Raw genomic sequence first — 19,448 nt, 5'->3', positions numbered from 1 at the left:
CTGTCCCCGGGGACAGACCCCGGGATTATGCGGGCTTGCTCAGTACAAACTGATAGACGTCGATGGACTCGGCGCGAAAGCCCCCTTCGCAGTAGCCCAGATAATACTGCCACATTCGCTGAAAGCGCGTGTCGAAGCCCAGTGGCACAATGTCCTGCCACTGTTTATTGAAGGCGTCAGCCCACGCCGCCAGGGTGCGGGCGTAGTCCAGGCCAAAGTTGAATTCGCTGTCTATTGTAAAGCCCGCGTTGCCAGCCTGTTCGCGGAAGGCGGTTGGGCTGGGCAACATGCCGCCCGGGAAAATATAGGTTTGAATAAAGTCGGGTTCGCGGCGGTAGCCCTCAAACCGGGATTCGTCGATGGTGATTACCTGAATGGCGGCCTTGCCACCGGGGCGCAAGCGCTTCATCAGCGTTGAGAAGTAGCTCGGCCAGTAGTCTTCTCCCACGGCCTCCAGCATCTCGATGGACACAATAAAATCGTAGTGACCTTCGATGTCGCGGTAGTCGGTCAAATGGAATTCCGCGTGTTCCTCAAGCCCTGCTCTGGCGATGCGTTGTCTGGCGTAGTCCAGCTGTTCCCGCGAAAGGGTGACACCGTGCAGGCGAGCGTCTACTTGTCGGCATAACTGTTCGGCAAATCCGCCCCAGCCACAGCCGACTTCCAGCACCCGGTCTCCGTCGCCAATCGCCAGCTCGTCAATAATCCGCTGGTATTTGTTGTGTTGCGCCTGCTCAAGGCTGTCTTCGCCGCTGCGAAAGATGGCCGCCGAATAGGTCATGCTGGAATCCAGCCACTGGCGGTAGAAGTCGTTGCCGAGGTCGTAGTGGTAGGCGATATTGCGGCGGCTGCCGCGCTTGCTGTTGGCGTTGCGTCGGTGCTGCCAGCGTTGCAGCAGTCGTTGCCAGCGGCCACTGGCCAGCATGTCGCCAAAGTCGCCCTCATTGCGGGCAATCCACTCGACGAGCACGGCAATATCTGCGCACTCCCAGTCGCCATCCATAAAGGCTTCACCCCAGCCGATGGCGCCGCCGGTAAAGGCCTTTTTAATGCAGTTCCAGTTATTCAGGGTGATGGCGGGGTTGAGGTATTCGCAGGGGTGTTGCCCAAGTGTCATGGTACTGCCATTGGGCAGGGTGACACTGAGCACCCCCCGCTGGGCGCGGGCGAGGGGGGCGAGAACTTTTTCCATCAACAATTGCTGGCGTTTCGCCCACCAGCCGGAGGGGGCGGTGCGGTCGAGGGGTAGTGAGGCTGATTTCATAGTGAACCCTGTACGGCAAGTAACGTAATTTACTGATCAGTACGGGAAATTCGCCGTTCCGGTTCATCGGGTCTGGGCAAAATTCGCAGTCCTTTGATAAATAACTTAGCAGCCTGCCAGTGGATCGCCAGCACAATGCGCAGGGTCATCATCGGCAGGCGACAAAAGCTGCCCAGCAGGCTGCGATCGCTCAGTGACTGACGCTCGCCGCGAAATACTGCGTGGAGCAGGGCTCGCTGGTTTTCGGTTTCGCGTATCGCCAGTAACAACTGTTCGCCGGGTCGCCGCAGGCGAAAGTGATAGCGCGCCTCCATTGGAATAAAAGGCGACACGTAAAAACCCTTGTTGCAGGCCTGGCGGAGATAGTCGGCTTGCTGCTGTTCGGTCTTGACCGGCAGAAAATAGCTGTGGCGTTGACCAAAGGTGTTACTGACCTCATACAGCACCGCAAACAGGTCGTCGCTGCTGCTGTAACAATAATAGACGCTCAGCGGATTAAAGGTGTAGCCGAGAATACGCGGATAGCACAGTAACTCAATGCGCGCCGGATGTTGGTCGCAGCCCTGCTCGGTCAGCACGCCTTCAATATACTGGCGGCCAGTGGTGCCGTCGCTGTTGCCGAAGTCGCGGTGGTAAAAGCTGAACAGATTAAACCGATCGACGGAAAACCAGCGCAACTGGCTGCCTTCCTCTTGCAGGGTGTCGAGATTGAATAAAAAGCTGTCTACCTTGTAAATAAAGCGATGCCGCTTCGGGCGAAAGCGATGATGCATCACTTCGCCGCGGTAGATCGCACTGTGGCTCATGCCGCGGCACTGGCTCGGGAGGGCGTTGGCGGCGCACCGACGCAGATGCGGTCGCTGGCATTGCTCAATGACCAGGGGCGGGGGCGCTCACCCAACTGCTCGGCCACCGCGAGGCCGGACTGTATTCCATCTTCATGGAATCCGTAACCAAAGTAGCTACCGCAGAACCAGCTGCGTTGCTGGCCCTGGAGGGACCACAACTCCTTTTGTGCCGCCAGTGCCGGTTCATTGAACACCGGATGCTGGTAGCTGAATTGGCCGTAAATAGCCTGGGATCGGGGCGGACGCAGTGGGTTGAGACTCAGCACCACCGGCTCGGCACAGGGCAGGTGTTGTAATAGATTCATCCAGTAACTCACCGACACGCGCCGACTATGGGCGTCGCTGTTGGCCAGGTAATTCCAGCTCGACCACACCTCGCCCCTTTTAGGCATCAGCGCCTCGTCCCGGTGCAGTACTGCCTCGTTGTGTTCGTAGCGGAATGCGCCCAACAAACGTTGCTCTTCGTTGCTGGCGTCGCTGAGCATGGCCAGGGTCTGGTCAGCGTGGCAAGCAAAAACGATATGGTCGAAATAATGGGTTTCGCCCTGTTCGTCGCGAACTTCAACACTGTCGGCATGGCGTGTCACCATGGCTACGCCGCAGTTCAATTTGACCCGGTCAGTGAAGTCGGCGCTGATCCGTTTCACATACTCCTGGGAGCCGCCGATCACGGTTTGCCACCGGGGACGCTCTTTAACCTTGAGCAGGGCGTGATTGTCGCAGAAGCGCAGAAAGGCCTTGGCGGGGTATTCCAGCATTTGATCCACCGGTGTTGACCAGATCGCCGCACCCATGGGCAGCAGGTGGTCGTCACAGAAGCCGGGGCCGAATTTCTCCTGGCGCAGGAGTTCACCCAGCGTCATGGTTTCCGGCAGGGTGTCCAGCCAGTGTTCGCTGCTGCGATAAAAGCGCAACAGGTCGATCAGCATTTTCCAGAAGCGGGGTCGGAGCATATTACGCTTTTGGGCAAACAGGGTGGCGATGGAGTCAGAACCGCTGTACTCAAGGCGGCCGTCGTCAATGGACACCCCGAAGGACATTTCGGTCCCCTGGTAGGGCACGCCAAGGTGTTTGAACAGGGCAACCAGATTGGGGTAGCACACCTCGTTGAATACGATAAAGCCGGTATCGACGGCGATGGTGCCTGCCGTCGTGCTGATATCAACGGTATTGCTGTGGCCGCCGAGACGGCTGTCTTTCTCAAAAACGGTGATATCGTGGTGTTGGTTCAACAGCCAGGCACTGCTCAGGCCTGATATGCCGGTGCCGACAATGGCGATCTTTTGCTTATGCTGCATACGGTTATGTCTATGTCTGATTTATTGGTTATGTACGTAGTTTTACATAATTGAGATCACAATGCAGATGCGGTCGGGGTCGATAAATTGTCGGTGAGACCTGGCGCATGATTTTATGCGGTGTGGCTCAATCGGTTGACGGCGGAACTGCGTACAGACCAATAATCAAGCAGCTCTGCGCTGCACTCTGACCGGAGACTTATGGCCGCCGTACAACAATTGCGTTATGCCCTGCCCGGCTTGTCCCTGGCGATACTCGGGCTGCCCTTCTATATCTACGTGCCGCTGTGGTTGGCGGAAGAGGGCGGCTATGGCTATGGCGCGATAGGCGCTATCTTCTTTGCCGCCCGGCTGGGGGATATTGCCACCGACCTGCCGGTGGGCAGTATTGCTGACCGAGGTTTCGGGCACCGTCTGCCCCTCCTGGGCTGGCTGCTACTGGTCGCTTCGGCGGCGGTGCTTATTGGCGCACCTCATCCCTGGCACAGTGGACTTCTGGTGCTGGCATTGGTGGTGCTGATGCTGGCGTGGTCTTTCATCACCATTCCCTGGTTGGCCTTGCCGGTGCTGCTGAGCAAAAACCGCGACGAGCGGCTGGCCTACAACAGTAGCCGCGAGGGCATGCTGCTGTTTGGTACGCTCATCGCCATGCTGGCCCCAGGCATCTTTGACGCGAACACCCTGCGTGTCACGCTGGCGGGTATGCTCGGATTTCTACTGCTGAGTTTACTGGGCTTGCCCAGTGCGCCGAAAGGACGCTCGGCGTTGACCAGCAGTTATCGCCAGCTGCTGGCCGATCCACGGGTGCGCCACCTCGCCGGGCCGTGGTTTATCAATATGCTTGCCAACGCCATACCCGGCACGGTGCTGGTGCTGTTCATGCGTGAAGTACTCGGCGCAGAGGCGCTGATTCCGCTGGCCCTGCTCAGTTATTTCGCTGCCGGCTTTCTGGCCATGCCAATCTGGTATGCGGTGGCGCGGCGTTGCGGCAGATTGTGGAGCTGGCGGCTGGGTCTGTTGCTGTCGGCGGTGCTGTTCAGCCTGGGGCTGGGTCTTGGCGACGGCGATGGCTACTGGTTTATCGCCATCAGTATTGGCACCGGCATGATGCTCGGGGCAGATCAGGCCATTCCCTCAACCATGCAAACGACTCTGGCTCAGCGTTTAATGGCAGAGCAGCCAAATACCGCAGTGGCGGCGCGCCTGTTTGCCCTGTGGAGCATGCTAAACAAGGCCGCGATGGGGCTGGCGGTGGGGGTTGCCTACCTATGGTTGGGCACGCAACAGACCGGCGTTGGCACACCCCCGCCGGAATGGGCGATCTGTGCCGCGTATATTGTGGCGCCGGTGGTGCTCAAATTGCTGGTGTTTGCATTACTGGGGCGGCCGCAAATGGCTTATCTGGGACACGAGGATGGTGGTGATGTCTAAGCGAGCAAAATACCTGTGGTGGATGTGCTTGCTCATGCTGAGTACGGCGGCCTCCGCCGAATGGCGTACAGTGGGCAGTGACGAGTTCAAGCTGCTGTGGAAAACGCTGGTTCACACCGAGTTGCAGGTGAACCCCGAGCAGCCATTGCCCGACAGCGGAGACATACTCGACAGCGGCTACGACAAGCGCATTATTATTCGCTACCACGTGGGAGTGTCAGCGGAGCGTTTTCGGGACATGACGCTGGATGCACTGCGGGATAATATTTCGCCGGAACGCCTGGCGCCCCACTGGGCAGAGATCGAGGAGTTCGCCAACTGGTATTTGCCGGTAAGCAAAGGTGACCACTACCAGCTCAGTTGGCAGCAGGGCGAAGGCTTGAGCCTGGTGCACAATACTCAATTGCTGGGGCGTATTGCCCAGCCGGAAGCTGCGGCACTGATTCTCAGTGTGTGGCTTGGCGAGGCGGCGGTGAGCGAGGCGCAACGGGAGGCCTTTCTGCAGGCGTGGCGGCAGAGCTTGAGCAAAAAGTAATAAGCTTATAACCAACTAATCTTAAGTCTCGCTGAACTGAATCAGTGCATTTGCTAGCATTCCGGCCTTTTTACCGGGTGGCGCGTCTGCCGCCGCTAAAGAGGCTTTTACCTTGTATCTCAATCGACCTGTAAACCTCCTTCTGACTGGTGTTTTGGCGGCGACTACTGCCTTTTCGGCGGCAGCAGCGCCGGGCAACCGGGGCCTCAATATCGAAGAAATACTGGTGACCGCCCAGAAAAAGGAAGAGGGCGCGAACAGCGTGCCCCTGGCGATTGCCACCTACACCGGGGAAGATCTTAGTGCCCTGGGGGTGACAGATACCCGCGATCTGGGCCGATTGTTACCGGGGTTCTTCTATGCCGATGGTGGCTTCAATGTGCCGATATATACCCTGCGCGGTGTCGGCTTTAACGAAAACAGCCAGACCGCCAGCGCGACGGTCGGGGTTTACCTCGACGAATTTAATTTGCCCTTTCCGGTGATGAGTAAGGGTGCGAGCCTCGACCTTGCGCGGGTCGAAGTGCTTAAGGGCCCCCAAGGCACTCTCTACGGGCGCAATACCACCGGGGGTGCGGTGAACTATATCGCCAATCGTCCGAGCGATGAGCTCGAGTACGGCGGCGAAGTAAGCTATAGCCGTTTTGAAACCTGGACCAGTGAAGCCTTTGTCAGTGGTCCGCTGAGCGAGGGGCTTAAGGCTCGGTTGGCGGTACGTCATATACAGTCAGGGGATGGCTGGCAACGCAGTCGTACCCGACACCCCGACAGTGACGCCTACAACGGTGACACCGGCCGAAATATCGGCGGCCAGTACGAGCAATTCGGTTACGACACTCTGGGGCAGGTAGACAAGGCCAGTGCCCGGCTGCTGCTGGACTGGGCCGGCGCAGAAAGCTGGCGTCTTAGCATGCACCTGAATGGCTGGCGGGACCGTTCAGAGCCGCAGGCACTGCAGGTGATTGCCATTGAGTCGCAGAATGCGACCACCGGCGAGGCGGGACTGCATCCCGATGTGGCGAATTACCCGGTGAATGATGCGAATACCGACGATAGTCGCGCCGCTGACTGGCCGAACAACGGTATGCGCTTTTTACTGAATGACAGCTTCTACTCCGGCGGGCTGCGTTTTGACCAAACACTGACCGAGTCTGTGGAAATGGCCCTGTTGGTGTCGTCGGGAAAATTTGAGTCTGACGGCAGCTTTATTCCCCAGTCCGGGGTCGATACGGTGAACACCGAGCGCAATGTGTTCGCCACCAGCGAGTTCTACAATATCGAGCTGCGGTTCAGCGGCGAGCCCAGCGATAGCCTGTTCTGGCAGTTTGGTTTTAACTACAGCGAAGACGACGTCCAGGAGTTTCAGCGCCTGCACCACGACACAGTGAGCATTGTATTCCCGGTGGATTCCCCGGACGGTGATGGTGAAGCCGGGCTGGACAATCGCTCCGGTTTTGGCGGCAATCAGGTCGCCGAGGTCGCAGCGGTATTTGCCCACGGTGAGTGGCGTTTTGGCCGTGATTGGAAACTGAGCGGCGGGCTGCGATACACCGATGAGGTGCGTGACTTTAACGGCTGCTCTCAGGATGTCGATGTTGAAGATGAACCGGGGGCGGATCAGGATGCGCCGGGGGCCCGCAACGAGGGCACCGGCCTGAATAATGCGTTCAGTGGCATCAGTGCGTTACAAGCACCTGCTGCCGGGTTTGCCCCCGGCTCGGCGGAATCCGGCGGGTGTTTTACCCTCGACAACGAAAGCCGTCGGCCCCAGCGTTTTTACGGCGTGCTGGGAGAGGACAATGTTTCCGGGCGCGTCGCCCTGGATTGGGAGTTTGCTGCGGATAAGCTGGTATACCTTGCCCTGAGCCGCGGCTATAAATCGGGCAGCTTCCCGGTGATTAATATTTCCGACTCGGTGCAGTATGAGCCGGCGACCCAGGAGCGTCTCGACGCTGTGGAGTTAGGCAGCAAGCTGCGCCTTATGGACATGGTGCAGTTGAACAGCTCCGTGTTTGACTACCGCTATCGGGACAAGCAGCTGGTCACCAATTTCCGCGACCCCGTATTCGGTGCCTTGCCGGTGTTGCGCAATGCGCCGCGATCGCGGGTCAGTGGCGCGGAGCTGGATCTGAAAATCACCCCGGCAGAGGGCTTGTTTATCGCCCTGCAGGCCAGCTATCTGGACACCGAAGTCGAGGAGTTCGTCAGTGGTGACAGCAATGGCGACGAGTTTGACTTTGCCGGTAAACCCTTCAACTACAGCCCCGACTGGGAGTACACCCTGATAGCGGAATATCGCCTGAACGTGTTCGATCACTACGAGGTGTCGCTGGGGGCTGATGTCAGTTATCGCAGTGAAACCAACGCCTCTCTGGAGGAGGATGACCGTTTCTTTATCGACGATTACACAGTGTTTAACGCGCGCCTGGGTTTCTCCTCCTACACGCAACCCTGGCAGCTGCAGCTGTGGGGCCGCAATATCACCGACGAGTACTACTACAATAATGTCACCAACCAGCTGGACACCATCGGCCGCTATACCGCCATGCCGGTGGTGTGGGGTGCGACGCTTAGCTACCGAAACTGAGTGCCATCAGGGCGGGGGGCATCCGCCCTGATTAAAACAGCACGTTAATTCCCGCATTGTAATAAACCGGCGATGGCGCTGTCCCAACACTGGGCCTACACTCAATCGACACACGCTTGGGTATGTGCCCGGTCACGGCGTGTGTCCTCAGCGAGGGAGCGAGCTATGACGACGGTATTATCACTACTTTTATTGGTGGCTGTGTTATTGGGGATTTTCGCCGCGGGCTTGTCGCGGCGGGCGGGGGCTGCTGGCTTTACGGTGGCCTATTTGTTGCTGGGCATAGTGCTAACGCCGGTGCTGCTGCATCCGTTATTACTGTTGCTGCTGTTTGCGGTATTGGCGGTATTGCTGATTGATTCCCTGCGTATTCGCTTGATCAGCCAGCCAGCACAGGGGGCGCTGAAAAAAATGATGCCCCCCATGAGCGCCACGGAAAAAGAAGCACTTGAGGCGGGCACCACCTGGTGGGAAAAGGACCTGTTCTCCGGTAAGCCGGATTGGCGGAAATTTGCCGGCATGAAGTTGCATCGACTGAGCCAGCGGGAACGGGCTTTTCTCGATGGCGAGACCGAAGCGCTTTGCGCCATGCTGGACGAGTGGCAGATTCACCACGAGCTTAAAGACCTGCCCGAGGACGCCTGGCAATTTATCAAGGACAAGGGCTTTCTCGGCCTGATTATTCCCGAGGAATACGGCGGTCTGCATTTCAGCCCCTATGCCCAGAGCCGGGTGCTGAGCAAGATTGCCAGCCGTTCCAGTGTCGCGGCGGTGAGTGTCATGGTGCCGAATTCGCTCGGCCCGGGAGAGCTGTTGGCCAAATACGGCACCGACGCGCAAAAATGCTACTGGCTGCCGCGCCTTGCGCGGGGCGAGGAGATTCCCTGCTTCGGCCTGACCAGTCCCGAGGCGGGGAGCGACGCCGGGGCGATTCCCGACAACGGCGTGGTCTGTCGCGGTACCTACGACGGTGAGGAGGTGCTGGGGATTCGCCTGAACCTGTCCAAGCGCTGGATCACCCTGGCCCCCATTGCCACGGTCGTGGGGTTGGCCTTCAAATTGCGCGACCCCGACGGTCTGCTGGGCGATCAACAGGATCTGGGGATTTGCTGCGCGCTGGTGCCCGCTGGGCTGGAGGGCATGGAGATTGGTCGTCGCCACAACCCCGGCGCGGCATTTATGAACGGCCCCATCACCGGGCGCGATGTATTTATCCCGATGGATCTGCTGATTGGCGGCCAGGACTACATCGGACGCGGTTGGCAGATGCTGGTGGAATGCCTCGGTGCAGGACGGGGAATTTCCCTGCCGGCCTTGTCGACGGCGGCGGGCGAGAGCGCCTATCTGCTGGTGGGGGCCTTTGCACGGATTCGCCGTCAGTTCGGGATACCGGTAGGCAAGTTTGAAGGGGTGCAGGAAGCCAGCGCCGAAATTGCCGCCAGTGCCTATACCCTTGAGGCCTACCGGGCCTTTGTAACCCGGGCCCTGGACGACGGTGCGCCCTCGGTGCTGACCGCAATGGCCAAATACCACGCCACGGAAATGATGCGTCAGGTGGTCAACCTGAGTATGGACATTCTCGGTGGTCGCGGCATACAACTGGGGCCGCGCAATTTTATGGCGTTGACCTATCAGGTGGTGCCCATTGGTATCACCGTGGAGGGGGCAAATATTCTCACTCGGTCGATGATTATTTTTGGTCAGGGCGCGATGCGCTGCCACCCCTATCTGGCCGATGAGCTGGCAGCTCTGGATGACGATAGTCCGGCGGGGGTGGCCCACTTCGACCAGCTATTTACCGCCCATATCGGTCACACCCTGTCGGTGATCAGCTGCGGGATTCTTCAAGGTTTGGGGCTGGGCTGGTTGAGCAAATACGACTTTGCCCCGCCGATCATGCGGCGGTGGTATCGCCGTTTTGACCGGCTGGCCGCCGTATTTGCCGCCACTGCGGATATTGCTCTGGCGACTCTTGGTGGCGACCTCAAGCGTCGGGAAATGTTGTCTGCCCGCTTGGGGGATGTGCACAGCCAATTGGTGATTGCCTCTGCGCTGATAAAATTTCACAGCGAGCAGCCTCACTCCCGGGACAATGACGAACACGCGGAATATGCCCTTCAGCGAGCGCACGGTGCTGCCCTGCAGGCCCTTGATGGCCTGTACCGCAACTTCCCCCAGCGCTGGCTGGGTTGTTTGCTGCGGGTAGTGTTCTTCCCTCTGGGGCTGCCGACAGCGCCAGTGACCGATGAGCAGCGCCGGCGTCTCGGCGATGCCATGCTCAAGGATCAACCGGTGCGCCGAATGCTGGCGGAGCGGGTGTCTCTGAATACCGAGCCGGACGACGCCATGGGCCGGGTTCACGCCACCTTTGCCCTGTTGCAGGAGGTGGAGCCCTTCTACGAACAGTATTTGCGCGCCGAGGACAGCTTGCCGGGGAGCAGCGTTGCTGAAAAGCTCGACGCTGCGGTGAAGTCGGGGATTGTCACTGCGGAGCAGGCGGAGCAGCTCGCACGCTACGATGCCATGCGCTACGACTGTTTGCTCACTGACGCCTTTGATCGCAATCTCGAAAGCCTGGATGTGCGCCCGAACCGGCCCTGAGGTCGAGGGCTGGCTGCATTGATTTGACTCAAACGTCTCTACTACGCCGTCGGTGCAGCCAATGCACCGACCTTCCTTTTGCCAGACACTTCCCAATCTGCCCGTGATGTGCGGGCAACATCACTGCACATAAAAAAACAGGCCCCTTTAGCGGGTCGCCCAAAAATAACATTTGAACCGGCATACCAAGAGGTCTCAGTGAAATTCATCAACGTTGAATCTGTTACTCATACACCCGAAGCGCCTGTTGGCACCCCCATACTCCCCCGAGGGCTTGCCGGGATGTTGCTGCCGCTGTTCATGGTGGCTCCTGCTGCTGTTCAAGCCGCACCTATGCTTGAGGAGGTAGTGGTCACGGCCCAGCTGCGCGAGCAAAGTCTGCAGGATGTGCCGGTGTCGGTCAGTGCAATCAGCGGTGACAAAATGATGGAGGCCGGACTGGCCAAAATTGAAGATTTGCAGGCCTATGTGCCCAATTTCACCATGTCCGAGTCGGGTATCGGCACCGATATTTATATTCGCGGCATCGGCTCGGGGGAAAACCAGGGCTTTGAGCAGTCAGTGGGGATGTATGTCGATGGCATCTATTACGGCCGCGCCCAGCTTGCGCGGGCGCCTTTCCTCGACCTGGCGCGGGTAGAGGTATTGCGCGGCCCGCAGAATATTCTGCTGGGTAAAAACAGTATTGCCGGCGCCATCAATATCAAAACCGCTGATCCTACCGAGTATTTCGAGGGTAGCAGCCAGGTCACCTACGAGCCGGTACAGAACGAGCGCATCGTCGACCTGATGCTCAGCGGGCCGCTGAACGAGCGCTTTGATTTTCGCTTTGCGGTGCGCAAGCGCGAGCTGGATGGCTTTATGGAAAACCTGGTGTTGGACCGGGATGAAACCCAGCGGGATGAGCTGACCCTGCGCTTCAAGCTGGCCTGGGATGTCAACGACGAGGTCAGTGCCTCGTTGAAGGCGGAAATGGGCAGCTTCGATGTGGTTGGGCGGAACTCGGAAATTATTACCAACTATCCGTCCAACTCCGATGTCTTTCTGTTCTCTGGTCGAACCTATGGCGAAATCATGGATCGCACGGTGTTTCCCGATGCCGGGGCCGGGGGCGCGGCCATTGGTCTGTTGCCCGCAGCGGTGCTGAACGTGCTGCAAATTCAGGGCAATGGCTCGGTGATTGATATCGACTCCGACTCCGGGGTGTTAAACAATACCGCCGACTACAAGCGCCACTCCAACGGCGATTACAGCAACAACGACACCTACAACCTGACCCTGAATCTGGACTGGTATCGCGAGGGGCATCAATTCACCTCCATCACCGGGGTAATGGGCTATGAATACGATGAGGATTGCGATTGCGACTTTACCGGTGCGCCTCTGTTTCAGGTGGAGTTTGCCGAGCAATACCGCCAGCTGAGCCAGGAGATTCGCTGGATCTCCCCAGGTGCAGAGACCTTTGATTTCATCGGTGGCATGTACTTCCAATACAGTAAACTGGATTTCTTTGACTCCCTGTACCTGCCCTCGGACATCGTTCCACAACTGGTGAACGCCGCCGACTTGTTGGAAGGGGGTGCCCGCGGTGATCGCGACCCCGGTGCCGATGGCAGCACCGGCTTTGAGGCCCTGGGCTTTGGCGATGCGGGTAACGCACTGCGGGGTATCCGCACTCCCCGTGACTTTACCAGTGAGTCGAAAATAGTCTCGGCGTTCCTGCAAACGACCTGGAATATGGCCGATGCCTTCCGTATGACCTTTGGTGGCCGGTTGACCTGGGAGAACAAGGCGGGGGCGCGCCAGCTGGAATTCGGCTTTGATGACGGCAGCATCCAGCCTCTGGGTGAAGTGGATACCGCCGCTGCGGTGAGCTTTGCGGCGGAACGGCACAACCTCAAGGGCAAGCGCACCGAAGTGCAGTTCGCACCGCTCATCAACGTTCAGTGGGACGTCAATGATGTGATGATGAGCTATTTTTCTGCCAGCCAGGGCTTCAAGTCCGGCGGCTTTGATGCTCGCTCAAACTCCTCGCCCAGTGCTGAGCCCACGCCACTCAATCCCAATGCCCCCGGCGGCACCAACCAACAGGTACTGATCGGCAGCTTCGAATATGACGAGGAAGAGGCTCTGAGCATGGAGCTGGGGCTGAAAACCACCCTGCTCGACGGCGCGGCGGAGTTAAACGTCGCCCTGTTCCGCACCGAGTTCGATAACCTGCAGGTCAGCGTGTTTGATGGCACCCTCGGCTTTAACGTCGGCAACGCTGCCAGCGCGATTTCCCAGGGTATTGAATTCGATGGTCGTATGGCCCTGACGGAAAATCTGATGCTCGCCGGTGGCCTGGCCTTCCTCGACTTTGAATTCCAGGATCACCCGCTGGGCACCTGTATTCAGGATCAGGCGCCCGATAACCCCAATGGCATCAACTGTGATTTCAGCGGGAAGACCAATCAGTACGTGGCGGATTATTCGGGAAATGTGCTGTTGGCCTATGAGAGTCCGCTGGGTGATGAGTTTATGCTGAGGGCTAACCTCGATGCGATCTTCACCGGCGCCTACCATCCCTCACCCAACCTGGATGATCGCATCAAACAGGATGCCTATGTGCAGTACAACGGTCGAATTGCGCTGTCGTCCATCGACGGCGTGTGGGAAGTGGCCCTGCTGGGTAAAAACCTCAGCGACGAGCTGGTCGTTGCCTACGGTGTCGATGCACCTACGGCCAAAACCATCACCGGTGCGACAACGCATCATGGTTTAATCAACCCACCTCGCACTTTGGCGCTTCAGGCGAGCTATCGCTGGTAAAAAACACGCTACTCGCGCTCCGCGGTCTTGCCGCGGGGTCTGCACCGTGTAACAATCGGGTCACTTAGGCTGAGAATGTCGGCTGTGTCGCCGATTCTGGACCGCAGTCAATTATAATAATGAAGGGCCGGGTCCATTCGGTCCTGCTGGCAGAAAATGCTTGGTAAGGCTATGAAAATTCAGTCGTTTCTCTACCCCAGCAAAGTTTTATGTACCTTTCATGCCTGCTTTCAGCCGAGTTTGCGCGCCAGTGGATGGCGCGTGGGCTGTGAGAACTACGGATAGACGTTAGTGCACCAAGGATTTTTACTGTTGCTGTCAAGGCTGCCCAGTGCGGCGCTGTGACGGATGATTTGGGACGGGTGGCATCACCATAGGGGAAATTGCCGATATGGGCGGCAGTGGACTGTTATGATGGCACCGGATTTTTGGGGCTCCTTTGGAGCCCCTTTTTTTCACCTGCGTCAGCGGGACGTGCTCTCCTGATAGCGGCATTCGCCGCGAATTTTGATTTCATCCAGCACCACGTACTCATCCAGAATGATATAGCCGTTGGGGCAGTACTCCTTCACCCGCGAGTCGCGTTTTAACAGTAGCTTGGCGTGGTGTAACTGGTTTTCGGGCTTGAGCATTTCCCGCTCGCGGGCGAGTCTTTCAGGGTCGGTGGTATGGGTGATGGGCCGGACCTGCTGCTGTGGCCGTCGAAATTCGTATTCAAACAGTCGCAAACCGCCATCGCGCTCCAGTTGGGTAAAGCGACCGAACTCCTGACGGCGGCTCTGTGGGCCGCTGCAGGCGGCGATAAAACAGGCCGACAGACACAGCAGTGCCAGCCGGAAGCGGGTTCGGGTGCTCAGTCGAAGGACTGAAAAATGGGCCATTGCCAGGTGATCCTCTGAAAGTGCAGCAAAGCTCGATTGTAACATGACAAAGTGGTAATCCCCGTGCTCCTGACAGCGGGGGTATGTCGGTAGATTTATCGCATGTCGATGGTTAGAATCCATTTACTTATGGTCGGGAGGGCGCAGAATCGCCAGTCTCCACGACCGCTGCGGCGGCCCGGCGCAGGCACTGTTATAGCGCGTCAGGCGCTCGATATGGTGACGCGGTATTGGGCTGATCCGATATACCAACAACAAAGTGAACCCCGATATGGCACAAGACCCGACAGGTGCTCCGCGAACAGCGGACAGTTCAACCCGGGCAGTACGCCCTGCAGCACCGACCTCGGCAACGGTGGTACCGCTGAATCCGCCCACTGGAGAGACGGCTCCGCAGCGGGCACTGCATATCTGCTTGTTAGGCTATCGCAGTGCGCCCTTTGGCGGCGGTCAGGGCATTTACCTTAAATATCTGAGCAAGGCTCTGGTTGATGCCGGGCACCGGGTGGATGTGATATCCGGTCAGCCCTATCCCCATCTTGATCCGCGGGTACGCCTGATCCCCATGCCGGGTTTGAACCTGTTTGAAACCGGTCTGGGGTCTTTGCGCTTTCATCACCTGAGCTCGCTCACCAATATTATCGAGTGGACCAGCAAGCTGAGCGGGGGCTTTGCTGAGCCCTATTGCTTTGGTCGCCGGGTGGTGAAGTACCTGAAGCGCTTTGGACGCCACTACGACATTATTCACGACAACCAGAGCCTGAGTTACGGCATGCTGGAACTGCAGCGTCTTGGTTTTCCGCTGGTAACGACGATTCACCACCCCGTAACCAGCGACCTGCGCATTGCCCTGAAGGCGGCGAAAAACTGGCGCGAACGGCTGTTTATCAAGCGCTGGCACTATTTTTTGAAAATGCAAAAGAGAGTGGCGGGGGAGCTGCACCATGTGGTGACGGTCTCCGAGCGGTCGCGGGAGGATATTGCCGCGGCCTTTGACCTCCAGCCTGCGGCCATTCATCTGGTGCACTGTGGTATTGATACCGAGGAGTTCCGACCACTGCCTGAGGTGAGCAAAATCCCTCGCCGCCTCATGGCGACGGTGTCGGCGGACCAGCCGCTGAAAGGTGTGCGCTATTTGTTTGAAGCCCTGGCAGAACTGCTGCCGAAGTACCCGGATCTGGAGTTGCTGCTGGTCGGCAAGCCCCACGCGGGCGGCGAGGCCGACCAGTTGATTGATAAATTGGGACTGCGTGGATATATCCGCACGGTTTCCGGTATCAGCACTGAAGAGCTGGTGCGTTACTACAATGAAGCCGAAGTCGCTGTCGTGCCCTCGGTCTACGAAGGCTTTGGCCTGCCCGCCGGCGAGGCGATGTCCTGTGGCACCGCGCTGGTGTCCACCACTGGCGGTGCCCTGCCAGAGGTGGTTGGCGATGCGGCATTGCAGGTGCCGGTGCGCGACAGTCAGGCGCTTGGCGCGGCGATTGATCGTTTGTTGAGTGACGGCGATCTGCGATGCCAACTGGAGCAAGCGGGTCGGCGCCGCATTGAGTCGTTGTTCTGCTGGCATCGCAGCGCAGCGCAAATGCTGGACTACTACCAAACAGTAATTCATCCCCCCCATAGCACAGGTGACGCACTTGAAAACTGTTGATTTCCGGCACTTTGAATTACAACCCGGCGATCGCCTGCTGGACCTCGGCTGCGGTGAGGGCCGTCACGTTATCTCCGCCTATGTCGAGGGCGAGATTACCGCCATTGGTGTCGATTTATGCCTCAATGACCTGAAAACTGCCCAGCAGCGGGCAACAGACTTTGTCGATGGCGAGCGTACCGACAAGTCACTGGCCCTGGTCAATGCCGACGGCATGAAGCTGCCCTTTGCCGATAACAGCTTCGACAAAATCATTTGTTCGGAGGTGCTGGAGCATATTCCCGACTACCAGGCGGTATTGGTTGAAATCGAGCGAATTCTCAAGCCGGGCGGACTGTTCTGCGCCTCTGTACCGCGGGCCTGGCCGGAAAAAATCTGCTGGGCCCTGAGCGATGCCTACCACCAGGTCGAGGGTGGGCACTTGCGTATATTCAAAGCCTCGACGCTGCGCCGCCAAATACAATCGCTGGGCTTTCGCTTTTATCGCCGCCATTGGGCCCACGCCTTGCATGTGCCCTATTGGTGGCTGAAATGCGCGTTTTGGGAGAAGGACGATAATCCACTGGTGAAAACCTACCACCGGTTTCTGGTGTGGGACCTTATGGACCAGCCCTTCGTGACCCGCGCACTGGAGCGTTCGCTGAACCCGGTGATGGGCAAGTCGGTGGTAATGTACTTTCAGAAGGGATCGTCGTCATGAGTGGACTTTTTCTAAGCAAGGGACTGTACCCGGAAGAATTTTTTCGCCCTACCGTAGATTTTTTGCTGCGCGCACAGCAGGCCGATGGCAGCATTCCCTGGTTTGACGGCGGCCATGCAGACCCCTGGGATCATGTCGAATCGGCGATGGGACTGAGCATTGGCGGCGAATTCCGCGCGGCGGAGCTCGCCTATTACTGGCTGCGGGATATTCAGCTGCCAGACGGTAGCTGGTGGGCAGCCTACCGCAACGGCGACGTCGACAACTGTGAGCGTCGGGAGACCAATTTTGTCGCCTATATCGCCACCGGTGTGTGGCATCACTACCTGATTAGCAAAAATTGCCAATTTCTGCGGGCGATGTGGCCCTGCGTACAATCGGCGATGGAATTTGTCCTGGCCCAGCAAAGCAGCCACGGCGAGATCAATTGGGCGGTAAATGCCGACGGCGAGCCGCTGTGCGATGCGCTGGTCACCGGCTGTTCTTCCATTTATAAAAGCCTGGAGTGTGCCTGGAATATTTCGGTCAGCCTGGATGATCCCCGGCCCAAATGGCGCAGCGCCCGCGAGGCGCTGGGGCAGGCCCTGCGCAACAAACCCGAGCGCTTTGATCGCACCTGGGAGAGCAAGGCGCGCTATTCCATGGACTGGTTCTACCCGGTGCTCACCGGCGCGCTGCCGCGGGCTCAGGCCAGCGCCCATTTGCAGCGCCGCTGGAATGAGTTTGTCGAGGAGGGCATGGGCTGCCGCTGTGTGGCCGATCAGCCCTGGGTCACGGTGGCAGAATCCTGTGAGCTGACCATGGCATTGCTTGCGGCGGGGGACCATGCCCGTGCAGTGGTGGTTTACAGTTGGTTGCACCAGTGGCGGGAAAGCAATGGTGAATACTGGACCGGCTACCAGTTTGCTGAAGACCTGTTATGGCCCAACGAGCGTCCCACATGGACTGCAGCGGCCATTTTGCTGGCGGCTGACGCGCTCACCGAGCACAGTGCCGCCCACCACCTGTTCAAAGAGGTACGCCTGCTTCGCCTCGCCGAGTCGGCGACGGAAGCAGAGCTGGAGCGCGCCCGCCTGTAGCGCCTGCCGTGGGTTCCGTCTGTCCGGGGTGGGACTCACTAATTCTCATTTTTTGTCGCTATGACTCATCTTTTCGCCGAGTTTGTCACAGCCTGCCGACAAAATAATTTTCTCCCTTGATGCACGTTTAGCGTCCCCTTAGCGTAAATGTCGCAGCACTCGTTTTGTGAGTTGTTGCGCATGCGGTGTCGTCCAGAGACTTCTACCCAGGGAGCGAGAAAACACCCGTGCTACGTGCCTCCATACTTTGACGCTTGGCGCTTTCTGATGGATTCGGAGTGCCGTGGGGGAGTCTTCCGGTGCGATTGCTGGCGTATCGGCGGATTCACTACACACCCTGACAAGCGCTGAAGTCGGCGCGGTTCTTCCTCTGTCGCCGGTGGTCGCACCCCTCAAAGGCGCGACTCACTTTTTCTGTCGTCGCGGATCACCTGTCGGTGAGCCGCCGATGGTCGGTGGCACTACCCGATTCCAAAGGAGTGTAAATCGTGAAAAATTGCATCAAACCAGCTGTCCTGGCGGCGGCTCTTGGGTTTTCCTGTTCCAGCTATGCCCAGATTCCGGCGCTGCCCGTCGATGTGGGAGCGATAACCGGCGGCAGCGTGATTGGCGCGCTGCCCTCGGTGGGGTCGCTACCCCTGCCGGATCTTGGCACTCTCCCGGTGGGGGTGGGCACGGTGCTGAGCGTAGTCGGCATGGTGCCCTTTGAGCAGCTGCCGGTTAGCGTTGAAACCTTGCCGCTCCCCGGCCTCGGTACTCTACCCGTGGGCGTCGGCACCGTTTTGCAGATTGTAGGCATGGTGCCGTTCGAACAATTGCCCTCGGTATGGAGTCTGCCGTTGCCGAACCTGGGGGCTTTGCCTGTGGGGCCGGGAACGGTACTGGGAATTGTTGGAAGTTTGTAAGTTGAAAGACGGCTCCGAACACTGTTCGGAGTCGTCTTTCACGGGCGGGTAAGCCACTATTACTCACCTTTTGGCGCTGTCTGTCACAGCTTGTGGACAAAATTCCTTTCTTTCTTGCAGCTGTTTTTGGGTCGCATTAGCGTTAACGATGCAAAGCGATGAAATCGTGCTGTAAGTGCCTTGAATGCCATAGATAACGATGTAAAAAAGCAGAACAACGGCGTTTCGCACCCTTGGCGCAGGGCGGTTTAAACCACATTGGTGGTTGGCGTCAGTGCCGAGGCCCAAGCGCTGTTGCCCGCCAATCCCTGTCGGGATTCCCGGGTCTGAGTCTGATATCACAGGAGTGACAGCCATGAAAAAAATTCTTAATGCAGCAGTGCTGACAGCGGCAGTGGTGGCCTACCCCGCGGCGGCCCAGTTGCCAGCACTTCCGCTGGATCTTGAGGGCATCGTCGGCGGCCTTGGCGGCGAATTGCCGGCGCTGCCGGGCCTGGGGGAGTTGCCGGGCGCGCCCGGTGAACTGCCCCTTCCAGGCTTGGAGGAGTTGCCAGGGGCGGGAGAACTGCCAGAGCTGGCGGTGCCGGATCTCGGTGGTCTCGAAAACTACGTGTTCAATGTGGTCGGCCTGGCGATGATTCATGTGAATAACCCCAGAGCGCTGCCCAAGAGCGTGGTTTATTCCGCACTGCCCTTTGTCACCCCCTATGCTCCGGTTGACGAGGTGCTCGATCCAGTATTGTCGCTGGTCTTTCCCTGAAACCGGCAGTGGGTGAGAGTGGCTTGCAAAGCCCGGACCGGAAACGGTTCGGGCTTTTTCGTTTTTGCCGTAAGGCTGCAGTACACTGGTGGTT

Annotated in this window: 14 protein-coding genes; 10 read left to right on the top strand and 4 right to left on the bottom strand. The window is 58.4% G+C overall.

Annotated elements, in window-relative coordinates:
• Window positions 1–25 precede the first annotated feature (25 nt).
• From HCU74_RS12015 to HCU74_RS12005, 3 genes are read right to left on the bottom strand one after another with little or no spacing between them, the layout of a single operon-like run.
• On the bottom strand, window positions 26–1,264 hold the full coding sequence (locus HCU74_RS12015) for an SAM-dependent methyltransferase (RefSeq protein WP_168450660.1): 1,239 nt from the start codon (window positions 1,262–1,264) through the stop codon (window positions 26–28).
• A gap of 29 nt (window positions 1,265–1,293) precedes the next feature.
• On the bottom strand, window positions 1,294–2,070 hold the full coding sequence (locus tag HCU74_RS12010; RefSeq protein WP_168450659.1) for a DUF1365 domain-containing protein: 777 nt from the start codon (window positions 2,068–2,070) through the stop codon (window positions 1,294–1,296).
• The gene (locus tag HCU74_RS12005; protein ID WP_168450658.1) at window positions 2,067–3,410 is read right to left on the bottom strand and encodes an NAD(P)/FAD-dependent oxidoreductase; all 1,344 of its coding nucleotides are present in this window, start codon (window positions 3,408–3,410) and stop codon (window positions 2,067–2,069) included. The genes HCU74_RS12010 and HCU74_RS12005 overlap by 4 nt, the downstream gene beginning before the upstream one ends.
• Before the next feature lie 201 nt (window positions 3,411–3,611).
• Here HCU74_RS12005 and HCU74_RS12000 point away from each other — a divergent pair, with 201 nt between their 5' ends.
• The 5 genes from HCU74_RS12000 to HCU74_RS11980 all read left to right on the top strand — a co-directional run bounded on the left by HCU74_RS12000 (window position 3,612) and on the right by HCU74_RS11980 (window position 13,375).
• The gene (locus tag HCU74_RS12000) at window positions 3,612–4,841 is read left to right on the top strand and encodes an MFS transporter (RefSeq protein ID WP_168450657.1); all 1,230 of its coding nucleotides are present in this window, start codon (window positions 3,612–3,614) and stop codon (window positions 4,839–4,841) included.
• Window positions 4,834–5,376, top strand: a complete 543-nt coding sequence (locus tag HCU74_RS11995; protein WP_168450656.1) for a chalcone isomerase family protein — start codon at window positions 4,834–4,836, stop codon at window positions 5,374–5,376. Before HCU74_RS12000 ends, HCU74_RS11995 begins: the two co-directional genes overlap by 8 nt.
• 154 nt (window positions 5,377–5,530) lie before the next feature.
• On the top strand, window positions 5,531–7,963 hold the full coding sequence (locus HCU74_RS11990; protein ID WP_168450655.1) for a TonB-dependent receptor: 2,433 nt from the start codon (window positions 5,531–5,533) through the stop codon (window positions 7,961–7,963).
• A 165-nt stretch (window positions 7,964–8,128) separates the two neighbouring features.
• The gene (locus HCU74_RS11985; RefSeq protein ID WP_168450654.1) at window positions 8,129–10,564 is read left to right on the top strand and encodes an acyl-CoA dehydrogenase; all 2,436 of its coding nucleotides are present in this window, start codon (window positions 8,129–8,131) and stop codon (window positions 10,562–10,564) included.
• 198 nt (window positions 10,565–10,762) lie between these two features.
• A complete protein-coding gene (locus tag HCU74_RS11980) occupies window positions 10,763–13,375 on the top strand; it encodes a TonB-dependent receptor (RefSeq protein WP_345889688.1) in 2,613 nt (870 codons plus the stop codon).
• Between the two features lie 464 nt (window positions 13,376–13,839).
• Here the strand turns inward: HCU74_RS11980 and HCU74_RS11975 are convergent, their stop codons facing one another.
• Entirely contained in the window at window positions 13,840–14,301 is a 462-nt protein-coding gene (locus HCU74_RS11975; protein ID WP_168450653.1) for a hypothetical protein, read from the bottom strand.
• A gap of 226 nt (window positions 14,302–14,527) precedes the next feature.
• Here HCU74_RS11975 and HCU74_RS11970 point away from each other — a divergent pair, with 226 nt between their 5' ends.
• From HCU74_RS11970 to HCU74_RS11950, 5 genes are all read left to right on the top strand, one after another.
• Complete coding sequence (locus HCU74_RS11970; protein ID WP_168450652.1) at window positions 14,528–15,910, top strand: glycosyltransferase family 4 protein; 1,383 nt, start codon at window positions 14,528–14,530, stop codon at window positions 15,908–15,910.
• The gene (locus HCU74_RS11965; protein ID WP_168450651.1) at window positions 15,897–16,610 is read left to right on the top strand and encodes a class I SAM-dependent methyltransferase; all 714 of its coding nucleotides are present in this window, start codon (window positions 15,897–15,899) and stop codon (window positions 16,608–16,610) included. Before HCU74_RS11970 ends, HCU74_RS11965 begins: the two co-directional genes overlap by 14 nt.
• Entirely contained in the window at window positions 16,607–17,689 is a 1,083-nt protein-coding gene (locus HCU74_RS11960) for a prenyltransferase/squalene oxidase repeat-containing protein (protein ID WP_168450650.1), read from the top strand. Before HCU74_RS11965 ends, HCU74_RS11960 begins: the two co-directional genes overlap by 4 nt.
• 488 nt (window positions 17,690–18,177) lie before the next feature.
• Window positions 18,178–18,594: a hypothetical protein gene (locus tag HCU74_RS11955; protein WP_168450649.1), complete on the top strand. Its 417-nt coding sequence runs from the start codon at window positions 18,178–18,180 to the stop codon at window positions 18,592–18,594.
• Window positions 18,595–18,949: 355 nt separating this feature from the next.
• Window positions 18,950–19,354 (top strand): hypothetical protein, encoded by a 405-nt coding sequence (locus HCU74_RS11950; RefSeq protein ID WP_168450648.1) that lies wholly within the window; start codon window positions 18,950–18,952, stop codon window positions 19,352–19,354.
• Window positions 19,355–19,448 lie beyond the last annotated feature (94 nt).

Origin of the sequence: Spongiibacter thalassae (genome assembly GCF_012272835.1) — a bacterium.
GTDB lineage: Bacteria > Pseudomonadota > Gammaproteobacteria > Pseudomonadales > Spongiibacteraceae > Spongiibacter > Spongiibacter thalassae.
This window is presented reverse-complemented; position numbering and strand designations above follow the sequence as displayed.